Raw genomic sequence first — 22,357 nt, forward strand, 5'->3', positions numbered from 1 at the left:
CCCGAGTTATGCCGGATAGTCCACGGCCGGCCCGAAAGTGCCGTCCCCGTTGCCGTCTCGCACTGTGATGTTGCCCGTGAGGGTGTTGCCGATGACCACGTCGAGTTTCCCGTCACCGTTGAAGTCGGCGAGCGCCGGAGTGGACAGCGGGACCAGACCGCCGGAGGGGTAGACGGCTGCCGGCGGGTCGAAGGTGCCGTCGCCGTGGCCGTGCAGGACGGCGATGCTCGAGGTGCCGCCGTTGGCTACGACGAGATCGGGTTTGCCGTCACCGTCTACGTCGGCGACGTCGAAGCACTGCGGCAGCAGTCCACCGGTCGGGTAGGCGACGGCCGGCGAGAACGTGCCGTCGCCCCGGTTCGTGAGGACCGAGACGGTCGCGTCGACGAGGTTGGAGAACAAGATGTCCGGTTTGCCGTCACCGGTGACATCGCGCGCCATCCCGTACCACGCGGTCGATGCCCCCGAATCGAAAGTGACCGGCGCGGCGAAGGTTCCGTCCCCGTGGCCTCGGTAGATCTGGATCGTGCTGTTGACGTAGTTGCCGCGCAGCAGGTCGAGATTGCCGTCACCGTCGAAATCGGCGACATCGGCCGAACCGGATCCGACACCGCCGGCGGTGGACATCGTCACCGCGGGCGAGAAGGTGCCGTCGCCGTGGCCGCGCAGCAGCGACCACGACGGCGCTTGGTTCGAGGTGGCGAGATCGAGGTTTCCGTCGTGATCGAAATCGGCGGCGACCAAGGCGCCCGGCGCGAAGTCGGTGGCGTAGTTGACCGCGGGCGCGAAGGTGCCGTCGCCACGGCCCAGCAGGATGGAGACGTCGCTCGAGGCGAAGTTCGTGACGGCCAGATCCACTGTGCCGTCGTGGTCGAGGTCCGTGATGGCGACGTAGTCGGCTTGGCCGCCGGTGGCGTAGTGCACGGCGGGCCGCAAGCCACCTCCCGGCTTGCCCAGGAAGACCGACACACCCCCGCCGAGAAGGTAATCACTGAAGACGACATCCGGCACACCGTCAGCGTTGATGTCGGCGATCGCCGGTACCGCCGGTCCCATCAGATTGGGCGGTACCGGATCCGCTTGCGCCACAGTGCCTGCGACCACCGCGTGAGCGGCGAGTGCCAGCGGCGCGAGAACGCTGACAACGGAAATAGAGCGCGACATCGGTTCTCCTGTTGTTGGATTCGGGGGCAGCCTATGGTCTTCCCGCCCTTGGCGGCATCGCTGTGGCTACCGTCGATCTCCTTCGACGAGAACCTGATCGGCATCGCTCGTCGCGGCGGAGAGCTACTCCGCGCGCACGTATCGAGCCGCTGCCGCGACCGCGTCCATATCGATGACCACACCTGGATTCGCCTGCTGGACTTCGAGCATCTCCAACGCCACGTCGATCACCGTCGTCCGGCGGGCCGAGGTGATCAGCTCCTGCCGGATGTAGGCGCTCAGCGGCATTCCGGCGGCGCCCGCGCGACGCGCGAGAACGCTCCAGGTGTGCGCCGGAAGGTCGTAGTCACGGATCACGGCCATGGCGTCGGCGTCGATGCCGGAATCGTGACGGCCGGGACGCTCGGCATCCAGAAATTCCACGACAGCGTCCAGTGGAACGCGGCGACCAGCGAGCCCGATCAGTTCGCCGCGAATATGGGCGTTCATGGCGAGACCGGCTGCGCGCGCCCGGCGCCGTAGGACGTCGGCCGTCGGGGTGGGCAGGTCATCGGTCGGAATCATCGCCATCGTGACACCGTAGCCACGTGGCCGGGCGGGCGGTGCGATATTCGGCGCCGCGCGGATGTGTTAACAAATGTAAAACGCCCGCGAAGCGCCGGTTTCCAAAGCATCACCGAGCGCGTGGACGGCGGCTCTGCGCCGACCGCCCGGCACCGCGGGAATCGGTATCGCCGCAGGTCGGGCCGGAATCACCCCGCGCGACCGGCAATTGCCCAGTGACCGGCACGTTTCCCCCACCTCACAGCTCACCGGCGGCTCGCGCGCGGTGTGCGCGGATCGTTTTGCCGCCCCCGCGAGCGTCCTTACTCTCGGACTGGTCAGCCCGGTTCATGTGTCTCGATGGGGGCGTTGTGGTCATATCGCACAAAAAGGGTTCGGCCCCCTCATCAGAGTCGAACGGCGTAGCCGAGTCGGCGGCCGATGCCTTGCTGAAGGTGGGCCGCTACTTCCAGCGCGGGGAGGTGTCGGGTGATCTTCGCACCGTGCACAAGGTCGGCGGGCGCGAGGCCGACGAGTTCTACCGCGACCGCTGGGCCCACGACAAGGTGGTCCGGTCCACGCACGGCGTCAACTGCACCGGCTCCTGCTCCTGGAAGATCTACGTCTCCGACGGCGTGATCACCTGGGAGTCCCAGCAGACCGACTATCCCTCGGTCGGCGCCGACAAACCGGAGTACGAGCCGCGCGGCTGCCCGCGCGGGGCCTCGTTCTCCTGGTACACGTATTCCCCTGCGCGCGTGCGTTATCCGTATGTGCGCGGAGTCCTGCTCGAGATGTACCGCGAGGCGAAGGCCCGGTTGAAGGATCCGGTGCTGGCCTGGGAATCCATCGTCGAGGACCCCGAGCAGGCCAAGACCTACAAATCCGCGCGCGGCAAGGGCGGATTCGTGCGCGCGGAATGGTGGGAGGCCGCCGAAATCGCCGCCGCGGCACACGTTTACACCATCAAGCAGTACGGGCCGGACCGCATCGCGGGTTTCTCACCGATCCCCGCGATGTCGATGGTCTCGCATGCGGTCGGCGCCCGGTTCATCTCCCTGCTCGGTGGTTCGATGCTGTCGTTCTACGACTGGTACGCCGACCTGCCGGTCGCCTCGCCGCAGGTGTTCGGCGACCAGACCGACGTCCCGGAATCCGCGGACTGGTTCGACGCCGGCTATCTGATCATGTGGGGTTCGAACGTCCCGGTCACCCGCACCCCGGACGCGCACTACATGACCGAGGCCCGCTATCGCGGCCAGAAGGTGGTGGTGGTCTCCCCCGACTACGCCGACAACACCAAATTCGCCGACGAATGGGTCCCCGCCCGCCCGGGCACCGACGCCGCGCTGGCGATGGCGATGGGCCATGTGGTGCTGCGCGAATTCTTCGTCGACCGGTCCACCGCGCGATTCGACGACTACATCAAGCGCTACACCGATCTGCCGTTCCTGATCACGCTGGACGAGCGCGAGGGCGGCTGGAACGGCGAGGGCGAATATCGCGGCCACACCTGGCTGCCCGGTAAGTTCCTCACCGCCGCCGACCTCGCCGCCGCGGGCCTCCCCGGTTTCGACGTGGACAACGCCGAGCACAAGACCGTTCTCCTGGACGGCGACGGAAATCCCCTGGTGCCCAACGGCACCCTCGGCGACCGGTTCTCCGGATCCGGCGCCGGGCGATGGAATCTGGACCTCGGCGACGTCGATCCGCTGATGACTCTGTACGGCCGCACCGACGATGCTGCGGCCGTACAGTTCCCCCGCTTCGACGGCGAGACCGGCACGGTCACCCGTTCGGTGCCGACCACCGTCGTCGCCGGACGCCGCGTCACGACCGTCTTCGACCTGCTGCTCGCGCAGTACGGCGTCGGGCGCCCGGATCTCCCCGGCGACTGGCCCACCGGCTACGACGACCCGAGCGCGCCCTACACTCCCGCCTGGCAGGAGTCGATCACGGGAGTACCTGCGGCACAGGCCATTCGGATCGCCCGCGAATTCGCCGACAACGCCGATCGCTCCGGCGGCCGGTCGATGATCCTCATGGGCGCCGGGACCAATCACTGGTTCCACTCCGATCAGATCTATCGCGCCTTCTTCACCCTGACGCTGCTCACCGGATGCCAGGGCGTCAACGGCGGCGGCTGGGCGCACTACGTGGGCCAGGAGAAGTGCCGCCCGGTCACCGGGTGGTCCACCCTGGCATTCGGCCTGGACTGGCAGCGCTCGCCGCGGCAGATGCAGGGCACGGTGTTCTGGTATCTGACCAACGACCAGTGGCGCTACGACCCCTTCACCTCCGAATCCTTCGCCTCCCCATTGGGTTCCGGCGCGTTCGCGGGGCGCACGGCCGCCGACAATATCGCGCTGGCCTCGCGGCTGGGCTGGATGCCGACGTATCCGACGTTCGACCGCAATCCGCTGGATCTGGTCGAAGCCGCCGAGGCCGCGGGCCAGACGCCGCAGGACTATGTGGTCGGCAACCTGAAATCCGGTGATCTCGAGTTCGCCTGCGAGGATCCCGACGCGCCCCGGAACTTCCCCCGCGTGCTCACCGTGTGGCGGGCCAATCTGCTCGGCTCCTCGGGTAAGGGCAACGAATATTTCCACCGGCATCTGCTCGGCGCGGATTCCAATCTGCAGGCAGACGATTCGGCCGGGGTGCCACCGCAGGAAGTGCGCCGGCCGGAACAGGCGCCGACCGGAAAACTGGATCTGCTGGTGTCGCTGGATTTCCGGATGACCTCGACGACACTGTTCTCCGATATCGTCCTGCCCGCCGCCACCTGGTACGAGAAACACGACCTGTCCTCGACGGATATGCATCCGTTCGTGCACGCCTTCTCCCCCGCGATCTCCCCGCCGTGGGAGGCGAAAACCGATTTCGAGGCCTTCCACCGCATAGCGCGCGGCTTCTCCTGGCTGGCCGAGAAACATCTCGGCGTCCGCAAGGATCTGGTCGCCGTTCCGCTGCAACACGATTCGGCCGACGCGCTGGCGCAGGCGCGTGGGCGGGTGCTGGACTGGAAAGCCGGTGAATGCGAACCCGTCCCGGGCCGGACCATGCCGAAACTCGTTGTCGTGGAGCGGGACTACCCGAAGCTGGCCGAGAAGATGGCGGCGCTGGGCCCGCTGATCGAAACGCTCGGGGTCACCACCAAGGGCGTCACGACCGTCCCCGACGCCGAGGTCGAGTATCTGCGCGGAGTCAACGGCACCGTGGTCTCCGGCGTCGCGCAGGGCCGCCCGTCACTGGCCAAGGACGTGCACGCGGCGGAGGCCGTCCTGGCGCTGTCCGGCACCACCAACGGCCGGTTGGCGGTGGAGGGCTTCCACGCGCTGGAGCGCCGCACCGGCACCCGGCTGGCGGATCTGGCGGCCGAGCACGAAGGCAAGCGGATCACCTTCGCCGATACGCAGGCCAGGCCGGTGCCGGTGATCACGTCACCGGAATGGTCCGGATCCGAAACCGGCGGGCGGCGGTACTCCCCGTTCACCATCAACACCGAACGGCTCAAGCCCTGGCATACGCTCACCGGACGCCAGCACTTCTATCTCGATCACGACTGGATGATCGAACTGGGCGAACAACTTCCGATCTTCCGGCCACCGCTCGACATGTCGGTGCTGTTCCGCGAACCCGGCGTCGGGGCGGTCGGCGAGCGAGGCGTCACCGTCCGCTACCTCACTCCGCATTCGAAGTGGTCCATCCACTCCGCATATCAGGACAATCTGCATATGCTCACCCTCTCTCGGGGCGGGCAGGCGATCTGGATGTCGGACCGCGACGCGGCGAAAATCGGTGTGGCCGACAATGATTGGATCGAGGCGGTCAACCGCAACGGTGTGGTCGTCGCCCGGGCGATCGTCAGCCATCGTATGCCCGAGGGCACCGTCTTCATGTATCACGCCCAGGACCGCGCGGTCGACGTACCGCGCGTCGAGGGCACCCCGGACATGCGGGCGGGCCGAGGCAAACGGGGCGGCATCCACAACGCGCTCACCCGGATCATGATCAAGCCCACGCATCTGATCGGCGGATACGCCCAGCAGTCGTTCGCCCTGAACTACCACGGGCCCACCGGAAATCAGCGTGACGAGGTCACCACGATCCGGAGACGCTCACAGGAAGTGGAGTACTGATATGCGTGTCATGGCACAGCTGGCCATGGTGATGAACCTGGACAAGTGCATCGGCTGTCACACCTGCAGCGTCACCTGCAAACAGGCCTGGACCAACCGGGGCGGCACCGAGTACGTCTGGTTCAACAATGTGGAAACCCGGCCGGGACAGGGATATCCGCGGCAGTACCAGGATCAGGAGAAGTGGAAGGGCGGCTGGACGCTGGACCGCCGCGGCCGCCTCACCCTGAAGTCCGGCTCGCGCATGAAGCGGCTGCTCAACATCTTCGCCAATCCGGATCTGCCGACGGTGTCGGACTACTACGACCCCTGGAGCTACGACTACGACACGCTCCTGTCGGCGCCGGCCATGGACACCACCCCGGTGGCACGGCCCAAATCGCTGATCACCGGCGAGGATACGAAGGTCACCTGGGGCGCGAACTGGGACGACGACCTCGGCTCCGGGCCGGAACAGGTCGGCCGGGATCCATTGCTGGCGCGGCTGTCGGACCAGGTCAAACTCGAGTTCGAGCAGACCTTCATGTTCTATCTGCCGCGCATCTGCGAACACTGCCTGAACCCGTCCTGCGGCGCCTCCTGTCCCTCGGGGGCGATCTACAAGCGTGCCGAGGACGGCATCGTGCTGGTCGACCAGGACAAATGCCGCGGCTGGCGGCAGTGCATCACCGGCTGCCCGTACAAGAAGATCTACTTCAACCACAAGACCGGCAAGGCCGAGAAATGCACGTTCTGCTATCCGCGCGTGGAGGTCGGTATCCCGACCGTCTGCTCGGAGACGTGTGTGGGGCGGCTCCGCTACATCGGCGTCATGCTCTACGACGCCGACGCGGTCCTCGAGGCGGCCTCGGTGACCGATCCGGAGCAGTTGTATCCGTCGCAGCTGGGCGTATTCCTCAATCCGCACGATCCGCGGGTGATCGCCGAGGCCGAACGCGCCGGAATCTCGCCGGAATGGATTGCCGCGGCGCAGGATTCGCCGGTCTACAAGCTGATCGTCGACTACAAGATCGCGTTGCCGTTGCATCCGGAATACCGGACCATGCCGATGGTCTGGTACGTGCCGCCGCTGTCGCCGGTGGTGGACGTGCTGGCCGAGACCGGGCACGACGGTGAGGATGCCGGAAATCTGTTCGGCGCCATCGATTCGCTGCGCATTCCGGTGGAATATCTGGCCGAGTTGTTCACCGCCGGGGATATCGGGCCCGTGCGCGCGGCATTGCAACGGCTGGCCGGCATGCGGTCGTTCATGCGCTCGATCAACCTCGGCCAGGAACCCGATCTGGCGATTCCCGGCGGGGTGGGCCTGGAACCGGAGGAGATCGAGGCGATGTACCGGCTGCTGGCCATCGCCAAATACGAACACCGGTACGTGATTCCGTCGGGCGCGACCTCCCGGGCGCACGAATTGGATTCGCTGGCGACGGGGTGCAGTCTGGACGGCGACGGCGGGCCGGGGATGACGGCCTTCGATGTGACGTCGGAGAAGTTCGCACTCGTCGACGCCAATTCGGCTGCGCCGGAGCAGAAGTCGTCGCGGATCAATCTGCTGAACTGGGACGGCGGGTCGACCGAGGGCCTGGTGCCGGAACGCAACGGCAACGGTGCCGCCGACGGGCATCCGGCGACGAACGGGCATGAAAACGGTCCAGCACACGACGTAGTAGACGACACGCTGCCCGAACCGAGCGGAGCGAGCCGATGAGGATGTGCCACCGCCCCGGTTCCGCACGAGGAGAGGTGCGGTCATGGGACTGCTGACGTTGCGGAGGCGCCCCGCGCCGCTCGTCCCGATGTCCGAGCGGGATCGCCGGCTGACCTGGCGGATCTCAGCGCTCCTCCTCGATTACCCCGGCCCGGACACGCTGGCGATGCTCGCCGATTTGTCCGAGGCGGTGGCCTCGCTCCCGGAGCCGGTGCGCGCCGATCTCGATCGGCTGCTCACCCACCTGACCGGTACCGAACCGCTGTCCCTGGCGCGCGACTACGTCGACACCTTCGACCTGCGCCGGCGCGCCAGTCTGCATCTGACCTATTACGCCTACGGCGACACCCGCAAGCGCGGTATGGCGCTGCTGCGGTTCAAGCACGCCTATCGGCACGCCGGGGCGGAGTTGTCGGATCGCGAACTGCCCGACCATCTTCCGGTGCTGCTGGAGTTCGCCGCGACCGTCGACCCGATCGGCGGTGAACGCCTGCTCGGCGAACACGTACCGGTGCTGGAGATGTTGCGGCTCTCGCTCACCGACAGCGAATCGCCGCATGCCGGCGCCCTCGCCGCCGTCCTCGCCACCCTGCCCCCGCCCACCACGGCAGATCGCCGCCGGATCGCGGAACTGGCCGCGCAGGGACCGCCGGACGAGGATGTCGGGCTGGAACCGTATTCGATGAACGGCGAGTCGACGCATCCCGCCATGAACCCCGACCTGTATTCGCCGCCCACCGCCGGAACATCCGCCACCGCAGGGCTTTTCGCCGGATCCGGAGATCGACGATGACATCCACCGTCTGGGCCACCCTGCCCTACATCGCCTTCACCTCGTTCGTGCTGGGCCATCTCTGGCGCTACCGCAACGACCAATTCGGCTGGACCACACGGTCTTCGCAGATCTACGAATCCCGGCTGCTGCGCCTGGGCAGCCCGCTGTTCCACTTCGGCATGCTCGGTGTGATCGGTGGACATGTGCTGGGCGTGTTGATTCCGGAGTCCTGGACCGACGCGGTCGGCATCTCCGAACACCTCTATCACCTGGTCGCCGTCTCCGCGGGTACGGTGGCGGGCGTCGCGGTGATCGCCGGTATCGCGATCCTCGCCTATCGCCGCGTGCGTGTCCCGGCCGTGCGCAAGGCGACCACCACCAACGACACGTTCATGTACGTGCTGCTCGCCGCCGCGCTGATCACCGGGCTGCTCAATACCGTCGGCAGCAATCTGCTGTGGGGTACGTACAACTATCGCGAGACCGTATCGCCGTGGTTCCGAAGCCTTTTCACGGCCCATCCGCAGCCGGACCTGATGGTCGGCACGCCCTGGACCTTTCAGGCGCACGGGCTCATCGTGCTGACGCTCATCGCCGTCTGGCCCTACACGCGGCTGGTCCACATGTTCAGCGCCCCGGTCGGCTACCTGGTGCGCCCGTACGTGGTGTACCGCAGCAAACCCGTCGATGTGGCGAACAAGAAGAAGTACGCGCGGGCCTGGCAGAGCCCGGTACTGCCACCGTCACGCTGAAGCGGCCGTTCCGCAGCCCTTGACCTGGAGCGCACTCCACGGACTAGCTTCGCCGGTATGAGCGATTCCCTCGGGCCCGCACCGAGTTTCGGCATCAAGACGACACCCGCGCACGTCGGCTACGCGGACATCCTGCGGGTGTGGCTGGAGGCCGACGACATACCCGAGATCGAGCATGCCTGGTTGTACGACCATCTGCTGCCGCGGGCGGCGGTCGGACTGCCCGGGCACGACGGTGTCGATTCGGCGGGGAGCCGGTCGGCGGGGCCGGTCCTCGAGGGCTGGACGCTGCTGGCGGCGCTGGCGGCGCGGACGCGACGACTCCGGCTCGGAGTGCTGGTGTCCAACAACCGGATTCGGCATCCGGCACTGCTGGCGAAGATGGCCGCCACCGTCGACGTGATCTCGGGTGGTCGACTGGATTTCGGGATCGGCGTCGGCGGGTTCCCGCGCAACGATCCCCGCTTCGCGACGATGGTGGCGCCCGAGTACGCGGCGTACGGCATTCCGGTCGGCACCTGGCGCGATGCGGTGAGCAGTTTGGGTGAGGCCTGCGTCCTGATCCGGCGGATGTGGACCGAGGAGGTGTTCGACTTCCCGGGCGAACACTTCCCTCTCACCGGCACCCAATGCGATCCGAAACCCGTCCAGCGGCCCCACCCGCCGATTCTGCTCGCCGGTGCGGGCGCGTCGACGCTGCCGATCGTGGCCGCCCACGCCGATCTCTGGAATGTGATCGGACCCCCGCTGACCGGCGTCGACACCCTCCGCGAACACAGCCGGGCACTGGACGACCACTGCGCGGCGATCGGCCGCGATCCCGCACACATCACCCGTTCGGCGCAACTGCCCATCTCCTACGACGCCCCCGGCCGCATACGCGAGACGCTGCTCGAGCTGATCGACGCCGGTTTCACCCACCTGGTCCTCAACCCGCCCGCCCCCTACCCGGACGGAGTCGCCCACTGGATCGCCGACGAAATCATCCGCCCGACCCTGGACGCCGCCCCGCACTGAGCGGTTCTCCCCCGGAATTCCCGTCACGCCGCCGTTGTTGCTCGGATCCGAGGGTCGAGTTGTCGAATCGGAAGGGAATGTGCCGCATGTCACAGGGTTTGGTCGATGGGCCGGGGATTCGCCTGGACGAATTGTTCGCCGAATTTCACGCGGGATCGTTGCGGTTGCGGAACCGGTTCGCGATGGCTCCGATGACGCGGGCGAAATCGCCCGACGGTGTTCCGAATGCGGAGAATATCGACTACTACCGCGAACACGCGGCCGGAGGAGTCGGTCTCATCATCACCGAGGGGACCTACGTCCGGGGACCGGCGGCCGGGCCGATCCGGAAGGTGCCGCGGTTCTACGGCGACGAGAGTGCGGCCGGGTGGCGGGCGGTGGTCGAGGCCGTGCACGCCGAAGGAGCGGCCATCGTGCCGCAACTGTGGCATACCGGCGTCGATCGCGGGAACGAACCCCGCTTCGAGCCGGAGACGCCGACCGTGAGCCCCTCCGGAGTGGACTTCACCGGAGCGCCGGTGGGACGTGCGCTGACGACCGGCGATCTGGACACGCTCGTCGACTCGTATGTGGAGTCCGCGCTCCTGGCCCGGGAGCTGGGATTCGACGGCATCGAACTGCACGGCGCGCACGGTTATCTGCTCGATCAATTCTTCTGGGCCGCAACCAATCACCGTGACGACGACTACGGCGGCTCCCTCCGGCGGCGCGCCGCATTCCCGGCTCGGGTGGTCGCTGCCGTGCGCGCGGCCGTCGGCCCGGATTTCCCGATCATCTACCGCTTCTCGCAGTGGAAGGGCGTCGACTACAGCGCCCGCATCGCCGAGAGCCCGGCGGAACTCGAAGAGTTGCTGACCCCGCTCGTGGAAGCGGGTGTCGACATCTTCCACACGTCGCTGCGTCGGCACTGGCTACCCGAATTCACCGATGCCGCCGACGATCTCAGCCTGGCCGGCTGGACCAAGAAGATCACGGGGCTGCCGGTCATCACCGTCGGTTCGGTCGGCGTGGACAGTGTCTTCCGCGGCGACACCATCGACGAAACGCAGGCGCAGCGCTTCACCCTGCTGCGCGAGCAGTTCGAACGCGGCGAATTCGATGTCGTCGCGCTGGGCCGGGCACTGCTCGCCGACCCGGAATGGGTGAACAAGATGCGGGCCGGGCGACTCGCCGACATCACTCCTTTCCGCTGACCTCGGCCGCTCCGGATCAGTCGTCCGGTGTGCGCATCCGTCTCGCGCACTTCGGGTCCGCCGGAAACCGGACCTCGTGGACGCTCGCGTATGGGAGCGAGCGTCCGGACCATGGGAACGCTCACCGCTTCCCGGTGTACTGAGTGCATGACAGCGACCACCGCCACCGCCACCTCGACCACCTCCGGCTTCGCGACCGGCTCCCTGATCGGCGCGACCGTCACCACCGGCCTGCTGGCCGGTGTCTTCTACGCCTACGCCAGCTCGGTGATGCTCGCCCTGCGCCAACTCGACGACCGCACCTTCGTGGACGTGATGAACCGGATCAACACCGTCATCGTCAACCCGGTCTTCATGCTCAGTTTCCTCGGTTCGGTCGCCTTCACCGGCCTGGCCGCCGTGCTGTACTGGCGCACCGACCAGCGCGCCGTGCTGTGGTGGGTCCTGCTCGCCCTGGCCCTCAACGTGATCAGTTTCCTCATCACCTCGGGCGGCAACGTCCCGCTGAACAACCAGCTGGCCGACACCTCCTCCGGCGATTTCGCCACCCTCCGCCACCAGTTCGAAGGCCCCTGGATCACCCTCAACATCCTGCGAGCCCTCGCCAACACCGGCGCCCTCGGCGTCCTCGCCTGGGCCCTGCGCACCACGAACAAGGGGTAGGGGGCCAACGACCTGCGATAATGCGGGGCGGGAAAAAAACTTTCGGAAAATTTCGGTGGCCGTGTCGATCCATAGTGGTTGTCGTTCGACCTAGGGGTGAGAGGGTCCGGAGGGGATCCGCGAGACGAAGGAGACACACCATGAAGTACATGCTGATCATGCGCGCCACGGACGAGGCCTACGCGAGCATGGGCGAGGTCGATTTCGGCACCATGCTGGAGACGATGGGCAAGTTCAACGACGAGTTGATCCGGGCGGGCGTGCTGCTCGCGGCGGAGGGGCTCGACCCCGCCGAGAGTGTGGTGGTCGATTACGACGGGGAAACCCCGGTCGTCACCGACGGTCCGTACGGCGAGACGAAGGAACTGTTCGGCGGGTTCTACCTGCTCAACGTGGCCTCGAAGGAGGAGGCGGTCGAGTGGGCGAAGCGGATGCCGGTCATCGTCAAGGGGTGCAAGACCGAGATCCGGCGGGTGCCCACGATCGACGAATTTCCGCAGGACAACGTCTGGATTCAGAAGGAGCGGGCGTGGCGCGAGGCCACCGGGCAACTCTGAACGGAACATCCGGATGACGGCCGATCCCACCGGACGCGAGGCGGTCGCCGCGGTGTGGCGGATCGAATCCGCGCGCATCGTCGGCGCGCTCGCCCGCTACACCGGCGATTTCGCCCTCGCAGAAGATCTGGCGCAGGAAGCACTGGCCGAAGCGCTGGTCACCTGGCCGCGGGAGGGGACACCGCACAATCCGGCCGGTTGGTTGCTCACGGTGGGGCGGCGGCGCGCGATCGACACCTTCCGCCGCCGGTCCGCCCTCGACGATCGCTACGCCGCCCTCGCCCGCGACCTGGGTGAGGGCGGCGCGCTGACCGGCGGGCCCGGTGCGGATCCGATGCGTTCGGGAGCGGAACCGCTGTGGGATCCCGATCGCATCGACGACGACGTGCTGGCGCTGATCTTCACGGCATGTCATCCGGTGCTGTCCCGGGAGGCGCGGGTGGCACTGACACTGCGTGTGGTCGGCGGTCTCACCAGCGACGAGATCGCCAGAGCATTTCTCGTTCCGGCCGCGACGGTTCAGGCCCGGATCACTCGGGCGAAGAAAACCCTTGCCGCGGAACATATTCCGTTCGAGGTGCCGGAGCCGGGTGAGCGTGCTGCCCGGCTGAGTTCGGTGCTCAGCGTGATCTACCTGATCTTCACCGAAGGTTCGTCGGCGAGTTCGGGCACTGAACTGATCCGCCTCGATCTGGCCGGGGAAGCACAGCGACTGGCTCGGGTGCTGTCCCATCTCGTGCCGGACGAACCGGAGGTGTACGGACTGCTGGCACTGCTCGAGCTGACCGCGGCCCGCTTCCCGGCGCGGACGGGCCCCGACGGCGAGCCGGTGCTGCTGGAGCATCAGGACCGGCGGCGCTGGGACCGTGCGGCGATCCGGCGCGGCCGCGCCGCCCTGACCCGCGCCGGACAGGTCGGCCGCGGGCTGGGCTATTACGGCGTGCAGGCGGCGATCGCCGAATGCCACGCCGTCGCCGGCTCGGTCACCGACACCGACTGGGAGCGCGTGGTGAGCCTCTACGAAGCGCTGGGCCGCCTCGCCCCGTCACCGGTGGTCGAGCTGAACCGGGCGGTCGCGGTCGCCATGGCGCAGGGTCCGGACGCCGGACTCGCGATCGTGGACGGTCTGCGCGCCGAGGGCGCACTGCCGAATTCCCATCTGCTGCCGACGGTCCGGGGCGAACTGCTCACCCGCCTCGGCCGCACGAGCGAGGCCCGCGAGGAGTGGGAGCTGGCGGCGCGCTGGTGCGGCAACGACCGCGAGCGAGCCGTCCTGCACCGCAAGCTCGACCAGCTCGGCTGAGCACCGGCCCACCACTCGCATCCGGGCGGAGATTCGACACGTCCGGCGCCGGCCTCACCGGCGCAAACCCCACCGGCGATACCGGTATCGCTGAAGCGAACCTGGGCGGTCCGTCGGCCGACCGGATCAGGCGGCGGCGAGAAAGCGCCCGGTGCGCTGCGACCCCAGCACCGGCGCGGCCACACCGTTGCCGAAAACATAACGACCACCGACGAATACGGCGTTCACCGTGTCGTCGTTGCGATTCACCATGCGCGACAGATTGCCGAAGTACGGCATCGTCTGTTCGGTGTAGCGCTCGAGTCCCGCGTCCAGCCGGGCCGGGTCGATCACCACCGCGTCGGCGCGGTCTCCGACCCGCAGATGTCCCGCGTCGAGCCCGTACCAGTCGGCCAATTCCCCGGTGAGCCGGTGCACCGCGTGTTCCACCGACATGAACGGCCGGCCCGCCAGTTCGGCATCGCGCACCCGGCGCAGCAGCCGCAGCCCGAAGTTGTAGAAGGCCATATTGCGCAGGTGCGCACCGGCGTCGGAGAAACCCAGCTGCATGCCGGGATCGGCGGCGAAGCGATCCAGCAGGCGCGGCCGGTGGTTGGAGATCGTGGTGCGCCAGCGCACCTTGGGCCCGTACTCCACCACCAGATCGAGGAACGCGTCGACCGGATGCACTCCCCCACGTTCCACGCCGACCTGACCGAAGGTCTTGCCGACGACCGAGCTGTCCGGACATTCCACGATCTCGGCGTCGAAGAAGTCGCGATGCCACACCCGCGGGCCGAACTTGCGGTCGTAATCCTTGCGGAACTGACGGCGATAGCTTTCGCTCTGCAACATCCGGTGGCGCTCGTCAAGCTGATTCGACAGATGCAATGCCGCTGCGCCGGAACCGAATTCCTCGAACACCACCAGGTCGATGCCGTCGGCGTACACCTCGAACGGCACCGGCAGATGCTGGAAACGGAAATCACCGCCGACTGCGTTGATCGCCCGCGCCAGGGCCGGAAACACATGCGCCACCAGGGGAATCGCCTTGATATCGGCCGCCGAGAGCAGACTCACCTTGAGCGGCGGCTGCCCGACGCCCAGGCTCGACAGCGCCATCGTCACCAAGCTCTGCGGTCGCGCCACATCCGGCCCGCCCTGCAGAGCGCGCCGCCGAGCCCGCAGGATCGCGTTGAGCTGATGCCGTTCGCGCATCGTGGCGTAGGTGGAGGGCAGGGTGCGGGAGCGGCAGGTCTCGCCGTCGAGTTTGTCGAACATCAGCTGCTGCGAGGACATACCGACGAAACCGGCGTCGAGGGCCTCGTCGAGATGCCGGCGCATGGCGGTCAGCTCGCCGGCGGTCGGCTTCACCTCGGCGCGGGTGGCGCGGTCCAGGCCCATCTCCGCGGCGCGGATATCCGAATGTCCCAGGAACGCCGCCACATTCGGCCCCAGCGGCGAGGCGTCCAGGGCCGCGGCGTATTCGTGGGCGTTGCGCCAGGTCTTCACATCACCGACGGCGTCGATCACATGTCCGCGCGGGATGGCCTCCACCCGGCCGAACAGGTCGCCGGCGGTTTCGGCGCCGACGTGCACGGTGGACAGCGAACAGGAGCCGAGCAGCACCGTCGTGACGCCGTGGCGCACCGATTCCGACAGCGAAGGATCCAGCAGGACCTCCACGTCGTAATGGGTGTGGATGTCGAGCATCCCGGGGATCACCCATTTGCCGGTGGCGTCGACGACGGTCTCGCAGCCGGACTCGTCCAGGGGTTCGGCCGAGACGGCGGCCACCCGCCCGTCGCGGATGCCGACGTCGCGCACCGCCGACGGCGCGCCCGTGCCGTCGAACCAGGTACCGCCCTTGATGATGCTGTCGTACATGACAGTCCCTCTTTCACCCACCCGCCCCGGCGGGGCGCGTCAGATCTCTATCTCGCGCCGCACGACCTTGCCGGTCGCGTTGCGCGGCAGCGGTTGTGCCGTGATCACCCAGCGAGCCGGCACCTTGAAGTAGGCGAGCCGCTCGGCGGTGAAGGCCCGCAGTTCGTCCTCGGTCACGCCGGCGGGATCGGCGACGACCACGACGGCCGCCACCTCCTGCCCCAGATCCGCATGCGGCACACCGAGTACCGCCGATTCCAGCACCGCGGGATGCTCGTCGAGCACGTTCTCGATCTCGGTCGGGTACACGTTCTCCCCGCCGCGCAGGATGAGATCCGACCGCCGTCCCGACAGGCGCAGCCGGCCCTCTTCGATCACACCGAAATCGCCGGTGTGCAACCACCTTTCGGCGTCGATGGCGGTCGCGGTGGCGGCCGGGTCGTTCCAGTAGCCGAGCATCACGTACGGGCTGCGCACACAGATCTCGCCCTCCTCGCCGTCGGGCAGCGTCGCGTTGTCCGGATCGCGGATCTCGATGCTCACTCCGATGATCGGCGTCCCGACGGTGTCGGGGTGGGCGGCCAGCACCGGCGGCGTGGCAACCGTTGCCGCGGTGCCGCTTTCGGTGAGGCCGTAGCTCGTGGTGAGCGCGACCTCGGCCATCGGCAGTTCCCGGCGCAGCCGTTGATGGAAGGCCGGCGAGGACGGGGCGGCGTTGAGCGAGAACGCCACCAGACTCGACAGGTCGAAACGGGACAGGTCGTGTTCGAGCATGCGGCTGACCATCGTCGGCACCGCACCCCAGTTGGTCACCCGTTCCCGCTCCATCAGCGACAACACCCGCTGCGGGTCGAAGCTGCCGGTGTTGATCACCACGGTCGCGCCCGTGGCCAGCCGCGGAATGATCAGATTGTGCAGGCTCGCGATATGAAACAGCGGTGAGGTCAACAGGAATCGGCGATCGCTGGGCCCCGGTCCGAGCTGTTGGCCACGGAAGGCGGCCGCCATGGCATCGGTGAATCGGTGATAGTCGCAGACCGCCAGCAGGTTTCGCTGGGTGTGCACCACACCCTTGGGCCGCCCGCTGGTGCCGCTGGTGTACAGGATGACCGCCGGATCGTCCTCCGCGATCGACACCTCCGGCGCCGGGCCGGGATGGTCGGCGATCAGCCGCGGCAGATCGGATTCCATGGTGAGCACCGGAATGTCGCTGCCCACCTCGGCCAGCAGGGCGGCGCGCTTGGTATCGGCGACGACCACCGTCGGACGGGTGTGCTCGAGACCGTAGGCGATCTCGCGCGGCGCCCACCACGCGTTGTAGCCGACCGGAATCGCGCCGAGCACCTGCGCCGCCCAGAACGTCGTCACCCATTCGGGCGTGTTCGCGGCGAGGATGCCCACCCGGTCGCCCTTGCCGACACCGTATCGCTCGGCGAGTGCGCGCGCGAGAGCCGTTGCCGCGGCGCCATGTTCGGCGAATGTGATCCGGCGGTCGGGGGTCACCAGATAGTCGTGGTCACCCCAGGCCGTGCCCGCGTGGAACAGTTCGGCCATACTGCGCCGCCGATTGCGCATCACCGGAATCGGCGCGCCCAGTACCTCTTCGACCACCATCTCGAACTGGCCACCGGGACCGGTGAGGTCGGCGGTGATCCGGGCGGCGATGGCCTGCGGGTCGGCAGCTCGCGTCATAACCTTCACTTTCTGCTTACGGGATGAGCACGGCGCGACCGCGGATCAGGCCCCGGTCGAGTCGTTCGAATGCGGCCGGGCCCTCGGCGAGGTCGAAACGTTCGACCGATACGCCGATGGCGCCGCGCTGCGCGAGCGCGACCGAGGCGTACAGGTCACTTCTCGTGCCGCCGTAGGACTTTCGGACGGTGGCGCCCCACGGCAGGCCTGGTCCACCGGCGGGTCCGGCGTCGATGCCCGGAATACCGCCGTCGAGTCCCACCATGCGATAGGCGCCGTTCGGAGCGACCGATTCGACGGCCAGTTTCGCGGTGGCGTCGTTGCCGACGAAGTCGAACACGGCCTCCGCACCCCGGCCGTCGGTGCAGTCCAGAATGCGTGCGGCGGTCTTCTCGTCGGCCGTCAGCGTGAGATCGGCGCCACATGCCGTCGCGAGCTCCAGCTTCTCCGCGGAGATGTCGACCGCGATGATGCGGCAGGCCGTGATGGCCTTCAGGATCTGCACCGCGACATGTCCGAGCCCGCCGATGCCGATCGCGACGGCGGTGGCGCCGGGCCGCAATTGGTCGGCGGCCCCGCGGATGGCGTGATACGGCGTGAGCGCCGCATCGGCCAGCGGCGCCGCCGTCGCGAAGTCCAGCTCGCCGATGGGCACGAACGAATTCGCCGGAATACGAACGTATTCCGCCATTCCCCCGTCCGGCCCGAGTCCCGGGCAGGGCGGCATCGCGGTGCGCCCCGCCGCGATGCAGACGTTCTCGTTACCGCTCACACATTCCCGGCACACGCCACAGGACCAGCATAGGTAGACCAGGCCCCGCTCCCCCGCGCGACGACCGTCGACCTCGGCGCCGACCGCCTCGATGGTGCCGGCGATCTCATGCCCCATCGTCAGCGGATCCTCGCGCAGCGGGAACGGCAAGCCGAGCACGAACGAATCCGAATGGCAGATTCCGGCCGCCCCGACCTTCAGCAGCAGATCGGTGGGTCCGATCTCGGGGATCGGGACCTCGCGTAGCTCCAGCGTGCCGGGCCCGGTCAATTGCAATGCGCGCATGTTCTGTTTCCTCACCGCGGCGTTCGGCGCAGCGCCGGACGTGACGTGGCACACACGGTAGCACTCACTGGACACAGCGTCCAGTGAGTGTGCGGGCGTCTATCATCGACGTCATGCCTTCGGAATCGACCGCCCGGCGCGGGTCGCTGCGCGATGAGCAGAAGCGGGCGACGCGGATGCGCATCGTCGAGGAGGCGCGGCAGTTGTTCGCGCGTGAGGGTTATCTGGGAGTGCGCGTCGACGACATCGCCGCCGCGGTCGGCTGCAGCCGGGCCACCTTCTACCTGCACTTCACCGGTAAGACCGAGGTGCTGCGGGCGATCGCGGAACAGGGCACACTCGCCAGCGTCCAATTCTTCTACCGGGATCTGGACCGGGTCCTGGCCACCGGCTCCCGCGCGGAGTTCACCACGTGGATGCGCCGGGCCATCGAGTGGTTCTTCGACAACAAGGATCTGCTTCCCGCCTGGGACGAGGCGACCGCCCTGGAACCGGAGTTCCGCGACCTCGCGCGGGAGGGCATCATGCAGCTCGCCGACGGGATGCCGGACTATCTGGCGCGCTGGCCCGAGGGCCGCCGCGACGAAGCGCGCCTGCGTATCGAACTACTCGTGGCGCAGCTGGAACGCTTCTTCACCCGATGGGCGATGCAGGGCACCATCGAGGTCACCGCGGCCGCGGCCGCCGAAGTCCTCACCGATATCTGGTTTCCGGCCCTGCAGGCGCCCGAATAACACAGCGGGACAATGTCTTCCGGTTATTTCGGCGGGAGCGTGCGGGCATATCCGAGCCCACGATCCAGCCAGGCGTGCAGCACCTCGTCGTCGTCGAGATATTCCGGCGCCACCCGCAACCAGTTCCGCATCTCCCGGCCGCCCATCACCATCGGCGCGACCGCGGAACCGTCGATGAGCTCCTCGGCCTGCGCCGGATCGACCCGGACCAGCAGGCCGCCCTGACCGCTGGCCGCCACCGCCATATTGCCGCCGACCAGGAAGGCCAGCCCGCCGAACATGCGCTTTTCGACCGTCTCGGTCACCGCCGGCCCGAGCAGGTCCCGGATCCGGTCCGCCAACTCTTCGTCATAGGCCATAGGGCATTCTCACACCGGGCACCGACAGATCCGGACCGATCCCGCGGCGGCCGGTTCGAAGAATTCACCGAGAATTCGCGCCCTTGGGAACCCGCAGCGGTTGCTCCGGTGCGGTGGTTGGACCAGCATCCAACCTCATGCGGAATCGCTTGAATCCTGCCGGTGACATCCCCGATACCGGAATCCCCGAGCAGCTGGCCGCCACCATGACGATGGCCGAACAGCACGAATGGCACCGGGGATATCTGCGGCGGCATGCGGTGTCGCGGCGGAACTTCCTGCGTGGTTCGGCCGCGGCCGCCGCGGTGGCCGCCGTCGGCACCTCACCGTTCGCGGGGCGGGCCTATGCCGATCAGGCGCAGCTCGCGGTGGGCGGCCGCCACGTCGGCTTCGGCCCGGACGCCGCCAGTCAGCTGCGCTTCGCCGCGCAGCTGTCGCGTAATCCCAGCGGCGCCAAGGTCTTTCTCGATCACGGGCCGACGCCGGCGCTCGGCGCGAGTGTCGAGGCGGAGGTGCGCGATCTGGTGACCCAGATCCCCACGAGCGACAGCGGCGTACTCGCCGCCGAACAGTTCTATGTGCACGCGCCGGTCGACGGCCTGCCCGGACGGCTGCCGCATTTCTACCGCTGGCGCACCTCCGACGGATTCGTCGGCGACATCCGCGCCGCGTCGACCGCGATGCCGAGTGTGCGCAACGCGGTGCTGCCCTTCCGGTTCACCATGATGGGCGATCAGGGCACCGACGACACACCCACCCAGCCGGCGGGCGTCGCCCCCGGCGACTACGACGACAAGTACTACAAACCCGACAACGACCCGGCGGTCCCGCACGCGGACAACGTGATGCGCCAGATCGTGGCCTGCAAGCCGGATTTCCATGTGCTGGCGGGCGATATCGCCTACGCCGACCCGTCGGGCGCGGGGAAGAAGCCGCGCTACGTCGCCGCCGGCGACAAACTGCCCGACGGATTCGACAAGTTCAATCCGTACGTGTGGGACGTGTATTTCGGCGCCATCGAAGCCAGCGCCTCGACCACGCCGTGGATGTTCGCCACCGGCAACCACGACATGGAGGCCGCCTACGACACCCACGGGTACGGTGGACACCTCGCCCGCCTGGACCTTCCGGCCAACGGGCCCGCGGGCTGCCCGTCGGCGTACTCGTTCACCTACGGCAATGTGGCGGTGCTGTCGCTGGACGCCAACGACGTCTCCTACGAGATCAAGGCCAACACCGGCTATTCGGGCGGCGCCCAGACCGGTTGGGTGGAGCGGACTCTCGCGGAGTACCGCGCGAATCCGGATATCGACTTCATCGTCTGCTTCTTCCACCACTGCGCGTACTCGACCACCGATTCCCATGCCAGCGACGGCGGTCTGCGTGATGCCTGGTGCGCGCTGTTCGACCGCTATCAGGTCGATCTGGTGCTGCAGGGGCACAACCACATCTTCGAGCGCACCGACCCGATCCGCGGCGGCCGCCCGACCAAGGCGGCGGGCGACAATTCGATCGTCTACCCGGATGCGGACGGCACCGTCTACTACACCGTGGGCGGCGGCGGCCGTCCCCGCTACGGCTTCCAGCCCGGCTCCCCGGAGACCTACCGCGGCCACGAGGTGCCCGACACCGCGGTGCCCAACAGCTACGTGTGGACGCCGGCGGGCACCAAACAGGACGAGGCCGCGCCCTGGTCGCGGGTGCGCTTCCGCAACTACTCGTTCATCCGGGTCGATGTGCGACCCGGATTCTTCGCCAGCGAGATGGATGTGGTGGCCGTCGACGAGTACGGCCGCGAATTCGACAAGGTGACCTATCGCCGGCAGGTGGGCCGCTGACCCGCGACACGGGCCGGGTCAAGCCGTCGGCCCACTGAGTCGTCCCGCAGGGCCGCTGACCGGGCCGCCGGCCCACCACACCGCGACCGGCGGCCACCATGGCGGTCATGCGTTTCCATTTCGCCGAGGCGGGCGGGGACCCCGTGCACTGGGTGGACCTCGCCCGAGCCGCGGAACGGGCCGGTTTCACCGGCATCTGCCTGGCGGACAGCCTGGCCTATCCGCGCGACGGTGACCCGCGCTACCCCTACACCGCCGACGGGCGGCGAGAGTTCCTGCGCGGCAAGCCCTTTGCGGAGCCGATGATCGCCGCCACCGCGATCACCACGGCCACGACCACACTGCGGGTCACACCGTTCGTGCTGAAATTGCCGGTGCGCCCGCCCGTCCTGGTGGCCAAACAGGCCGCGACGCTGGCGGTGCTCAGCGGCGACCGGCTGTCGCTGGGCGTCGGAATCAGCCCGTGGCCACAGGATTTCACCATGATGGGCGTGCCGTTCGAGCGGCGCGGCGCACGCCTGGACGAGGGTATCGACATCGTGCGCGGCCTGTGCGGGGGCGGTGAATTCGCCTATCGCGGGCGGATCTACGACCTGCCCGCCGTGGAGATCACTCCGGTCCCCACCACGCCGATTCCGATCCTCGTCGGCGGGCACAGCGAGGCCGCGCTGCGGCGTGCGGTCCGACGCGGCGACGGGTGGATGCACGCGGGCGGCGATCACGGTGAGCTGGTCGCACTCCTGGGTCGCCTGGCCGAATTGCGTTCGGAATACGAGACATCCGCGTCGACGCGAACCTCCGAATTCCAGATCCACGTGGTGGCGCGCGACCCCTTCGACACCGAGGCTATCGCACAGTTGGCCGCCTCGGGTGTCACCGATGTGATCGTCGGATTCCGCAGCGTCTACGACGCCGCGCCGGATACCCGCGGCCTCGCCGAGAAGGTCGATGCGATCACCCGCTACGGCGAGACCGTCATCGCCGCGCACCGATAGGA

Annotated in this window: 18 protein-coding genes; 12 read left to right on the forward strand and 6 right to left on the reverse strand. The window is 67.9% G+C overall.

The genetic code is table 11. From position 1 onward, the window contains the following. Positions 1-6: 6 nt before the first annotated feature. Together AC5592_RS17665 and AC5592_RS17670 are read right to left on the reverse strand one after the other, a co-directional pair. Positions 7-1,164: an FG-GAP repeat domain-containing protein gene (locus AC5592_RS17665; RefSeq protein WP_063064871.1), complete on the reverse strand. Its 1,158-nt coding sequence runs from the start codon at positions 1,162-1,164 to the stop codon at positions 7-9. Between the two features lie 123 nt (positions 1,165-1,287). Then, positions 1,288-1,734, reverse strand: a complete 447-nt coding sequence (locus AC5592_RS17670) for a hypothetical protein (RefSeq protein ID WP_063064872.1) — start codon at positions 1,732-1,734, stop codon at positions 1,288-1,290. Between the two features lie 323 nt (positions 1,735-2,057). On the opposite strand from AC5592_RS17670, the gene AC5592_RS17675 reads away from it, so the two are divergent. The 9 genes from AC5592_RS17675 to AC5592_RS17715 all read left to right on the forward strand — a co-directional run bounded on the left by AC5592_RS17675 (position 2,058) and on the right by AC5592_RS17715 (position 13,814). Then, the gene (locus tag AC5592_RS17675; protein WP_084506822.1) at positions 2,058-5,849 is read left to right on the forward strand and encodes a nitrate reductase subunit alpha; all 3,792 of its coding nucleotides are present in this window, start codon (positions 2,058-2,060) and stop codon (positions 5,847-5,849) included. Position 5,850: 1 nt separating this feature from the next. Further along, complete coding sequence (gene narH / locus AC5592_RS17680; RefSeq protein WP_063064874.1) at positions 5,851-7,554, forward strand: nitrate reductase subunit beta; 1,704 nt, start codon at positions 5,851-5,853, stop codon at positions 7,552-7,554. A 43-nt stretch (positions 7,555-7,597) separates the two neighbouring features. Further along, complete coding sequence (gene narJ, locus AC5592_RS17685) at positions 7,598-8,347, forward strand: nitrate reductase molybdenum cofactor assembly chaperone (protein WP_084506824.1); 750 nt, start codon at positions 7,598-7,600, stop codon at positions 8,345-8,347. Then, positions 8,344-9,081 carry a respiratory nitrate reductase subunit gamma gene (gene narI, locus AC5592_RS17690; RefSeq protein WP_036504399.1) on the forward strand — a complete coding sequence of 246 codons (738 nt, stop codon included), beginning with the start codon at positions 8,344-8,346 and terminating at the stop codon, positions 9,079-9,081. The genes narJ and narI overlap by 4 nt, the downstream gene beginning before the upstream one ends. Positions 9,082-9,138: 57 nt before the next feature. Further along, positions 9,139-10,098, forward strand: coding sequence for an LLM class flavin-dependent oxidoreductase (locus AC5592_RS17695; RefSeq protein WP_063064875.1), 960 nt, complete (start codon positions 9,139-9,141; stop codon positions 10,096-10,098). A gap of 86 nt (positions 10,099-10,184) precedes the next feature. Continuing rightward, positions 10,185-11,291, forward strand: coding sequence for an NADH:flavin oxidoreductase (locus AC5592_RS17700; protein WP_083871117.1), 1,107 nt, complete (start codon positions 10,185-10,187; stop codon positions 11,289-11,291). A 147-nt stretch (positions 11,292-11,438) separates the two neighbouring features. Further along, entirely contained in the window at positions 11,439-11,954 is a 516-nt protein-coding gene (locus AC5592_RS17705) for an anthrone oxygenase family protein (protein ID WP_051024876.1), read from the forward strand. A 140-nt stretch (positions 11,955-12,094) separates the two neighbouring features. Next, entirely contained in the window at positions 12,095-12,511 is a 417-nt protein-coding gene (locus AC5592_RS17710) for a YciI family protein (RefSeq protein ID WP_036504404.1), read from the forward strand. A 13-nt stretch (positions 12,512-12,524) separates the two neighbouring features. Continuing rightward, on the forward strand, positions 12,525-13,814 hold the full coding sequence (locus tag AC5592_RS17715) for an RNA polymerase sigma factor (protein ID WP_063064876.1): 1,290 nt from the start codon (positions 12,525-12,527) through the stop codon (positions 13,812-13,814). A gap of 126 nt (positions 13,815-13,940) precedes the next feature. On the opposite strand, the gene AC5592_RS17720 is transcribed toward AC5592_RS17715, so the two are convergent. Genes AC5592_RS17720 through AC5592_RS17730 form a run of 3 tightly spaced genes read right to left on the reverse strand, consistent with a single transcriptional unit; the run spans position 13,941 to position 18,429 of the window. Further along, a complete protein-coding gene (locus AC5592_RS17720) occupies positions 13,941-15,680 on the reverse strand; it encodes an N-acyl-D-amino-acid deacylase family protein (RefSeq protein ID WP_063064877.1) in 1,740 nt (579 codons plus the stop codon). 39 nt (positions 15,681-15,719) lie between these two features. Beyond that, positions 15,720-17,372, reverse strand: coding sequence for a steroid-24-oyl-CoA synthetase (gene casG, locus AC5592_RS17725; protein ID WP_063064878.1), 1,653 nt, complete (start codon positions 17,370-17,372; stop codon positions 15,720-15,722). A 16-nt stretch (positions 17,373-17,388) separates the two neighbouring features. After that, entirely contained in the window at positions 17,389-18,429 is a 1,041-nt protein-coding gene (locus AC5592_RS17730; RefSeq protein WP_063064879.1) for an NAD(P)-dependent alcohol dehydrogenase, read from the reverse strand. A gap of 113 nt (positions 18,430-18,542) precedes the next feature. Here AC5592_RS17730 and AC5592_RS17735 point away from each other — a divergent pair, with 113 nt between their 5' ends. Beyond that, entirely contained in the window at positions 18,543-19,163 is a 621-nt protein-coding gene (locus tag AC5592_RS17735; RefSeq protein WP_063001431.1) for a TetR/AcrR family transcriptional regulator, read from the forward strand. A 23-nt stretch (positions 19,164-19,186) separates the two neighbouring features. Here AC5592_RS17735 and AC5592_RS17740 read toward each other — a convergent pair whose 3' ends face one another. After that, positions 19,187-19,522, reverse strand: a complete 336-nt coding sequence (locus AC5592_RS17740) for a TfoX/Sxy family protein (protein ID WP_036504308.1) — start codon at positions 19,520-19,522, stop codon at positions 19,187-19,189. A gap of 137 nt (positions 19,523-19,659) precedes the next feature. On the opposite strand from AC5592_RS17740, the gene AC5592_RS17745 reads away from it, so the two are divergent. Beyond that, the gene (locus tag AC5592_RS17745) at positions 19,660-21,360 is read left to right on the forward strand and encodes a metallophosphoesterase family protein (protein WP_063064880.1); all 1,701 of its coding nucleotides are present in this window, start codon (positions 19,660-19,662) and stop codon (positions 21,358-21,360) included. Between the two features lie 107 nt (positions 21,361-21,467). Continuing rightward, positions 21,468-22,355, forward strand: a complete 888-nt coding sequence (locus AC5592_RS17750) for a TIGR03619 family F420-dependent LLM class oxidoreductase (protein ID WP_036504473.1) — start codon at positions 21,468-21,470, stop codon at positions 22,353-22,355. Positions 22,356-22,357 lie beyond the last annotated feature (2 nt).

The organism is Nocardia violaceofusca NBRC 14427, from assembly GCF_963869435.1.
GTDB lineage: Bacteria > Actinomycetota > Actinomycetes > Mycobacteriales > Mycobacteriaceae > Nocardia > Nocardia aobensis.

What these genes read in the sequence shown, in the direction of transcription:
- AC5592_RS17665 (WP_063064871.1), bottom strand. Translation starts at nt 1,164, where the DNA reads ATGTCGCGCTCTATTTCCGTTGTCAGCGTTCTCGCGCCGCTGGCACTC.
- AC5592_RS17670 (WP_063064872.1), bottom strand. Translation starts at nt 1,734, where the DNA reads ATGGCGATGATTCCGACCGATGACCTGCCCACCCCGACGGCCGACGTC.
- AC5592_RS17675 (WP_084506822.1), top strand. Translation starts at nt 2,058, where the DNA reads ATGTGTCTCGATGGGGGCGTTGTGGTCATATCGCACAAAAAGGGTTCG.
- narH (WP_063064874.1), top strand. Translation starts at nt 5,851, where the DNA reads ATGCGTGTCATGGCACAGCTGGCCATGGTGATGAACCTGGACAAGTGC.
- narJ (WP_084506824.1), top strand. Translation starts at nt 7,598, where the DNA reads ATGGGACTGCTGACGTTGCGGAGGCGCCCCGCGCCGCTCGTCCCGATG.
- narI (WP_036504399.1), top strand. Translation starts at nt 8,344, where the DNA reads ATGACATCCACCGTCTGGGCCACCCTGCCCTACATCGCCTTCACCTCG.
- AC5592_RS17695 (WP_063064875.1), top strand. Translation starts at nt 9,139, where the DNA reads ATGAGCGATTCCCTCGGGCCCGCACCGAGTTTCGGCATCAAGACGACA.
- AC5592_RS17700 (WP_083871117.1), top strand. Translation starts at nt 10,185, where the DNA reads ATGTCACAGGGTTTGGTCGATGGGCCGGGGATTCGCCTGGACGAATTG.
- AC5592_RS17705 (WP_051024876.1), top strand. Translation starts at nt 11,439, where the DNA reads ATGACAGCGACCACCGCCACCGCCACCTCGACCACCTCCGGCTTCGCG.
- AC5592_RS17710 (WP_036504404.1), top strand. Translation starts at nt 12,095, where the DNA reads ATGAAGTACATGCTGATCATGCGCGCCACGGACGAGGCCTACGCGAGC.
- AC5592_RS17715 (WP_063064876.1), top strand. Translation starts at nt 12,525, where the DNA reads ATGACGGCCGATCCCACCGGACGCGAGGCGGTCGCCGCGGTGTGGCGG.
- AC5592_RS17720 (WP_063064877.1), bottom strand. Translation starts at nt 15,680, where the DNA reads ATGTACGACAGCATCATCAAGGGCGGTACCTGGTTCGACGGCACGGGC.
- casG (WP_063064878.1), bottom strand. Translation starts at nt 17,372, where the DNA reads ATGACGCGAGCTGCCGACCCGCAGGCCATCGCCGCCCGGATCACCGCC.
- AC5592_RS17730 (WP_063064879.1), bottom strand. Translation starts at nt 18,429, where the DNA reads ATGCGCGCATTGCAATTGACCGGGCCCGGCACGCTGGAGCTACGCGAG.
- AC5592_RS17735 (WP_063001431.1), top strand. Translation starts at nt 18,543, where the DNA reads ATGCCTTCGGAATCGACCGCCCGGCGCGGGTCGCTGCGCGATGAGCAG.
- AC5592_RS17740 (WP_036504308.1), bottom strand. Translation starts at nt 19,522, where the DNA reads ATGGCCTATGACGAAGAGTTGGCGGACCGGATCCGGGACCTGCTCGGG.
- AC5592_RS17745 (WP_063064880.1), top strand. Translation starts at nt 19,660, where the DNA reads ATGCGGAATCGCTTGAATCCTGCCGGTGACATCCCCGATACCGGAATC.
- AC5592_RS17750 (WP_036504473.1), top strand. Translation starts at nt 21,468, where the DNA reads ATGCGTTTCCATTTCGCCGAGGCGGGCGGGGACCCCGTGCACTGGGTG.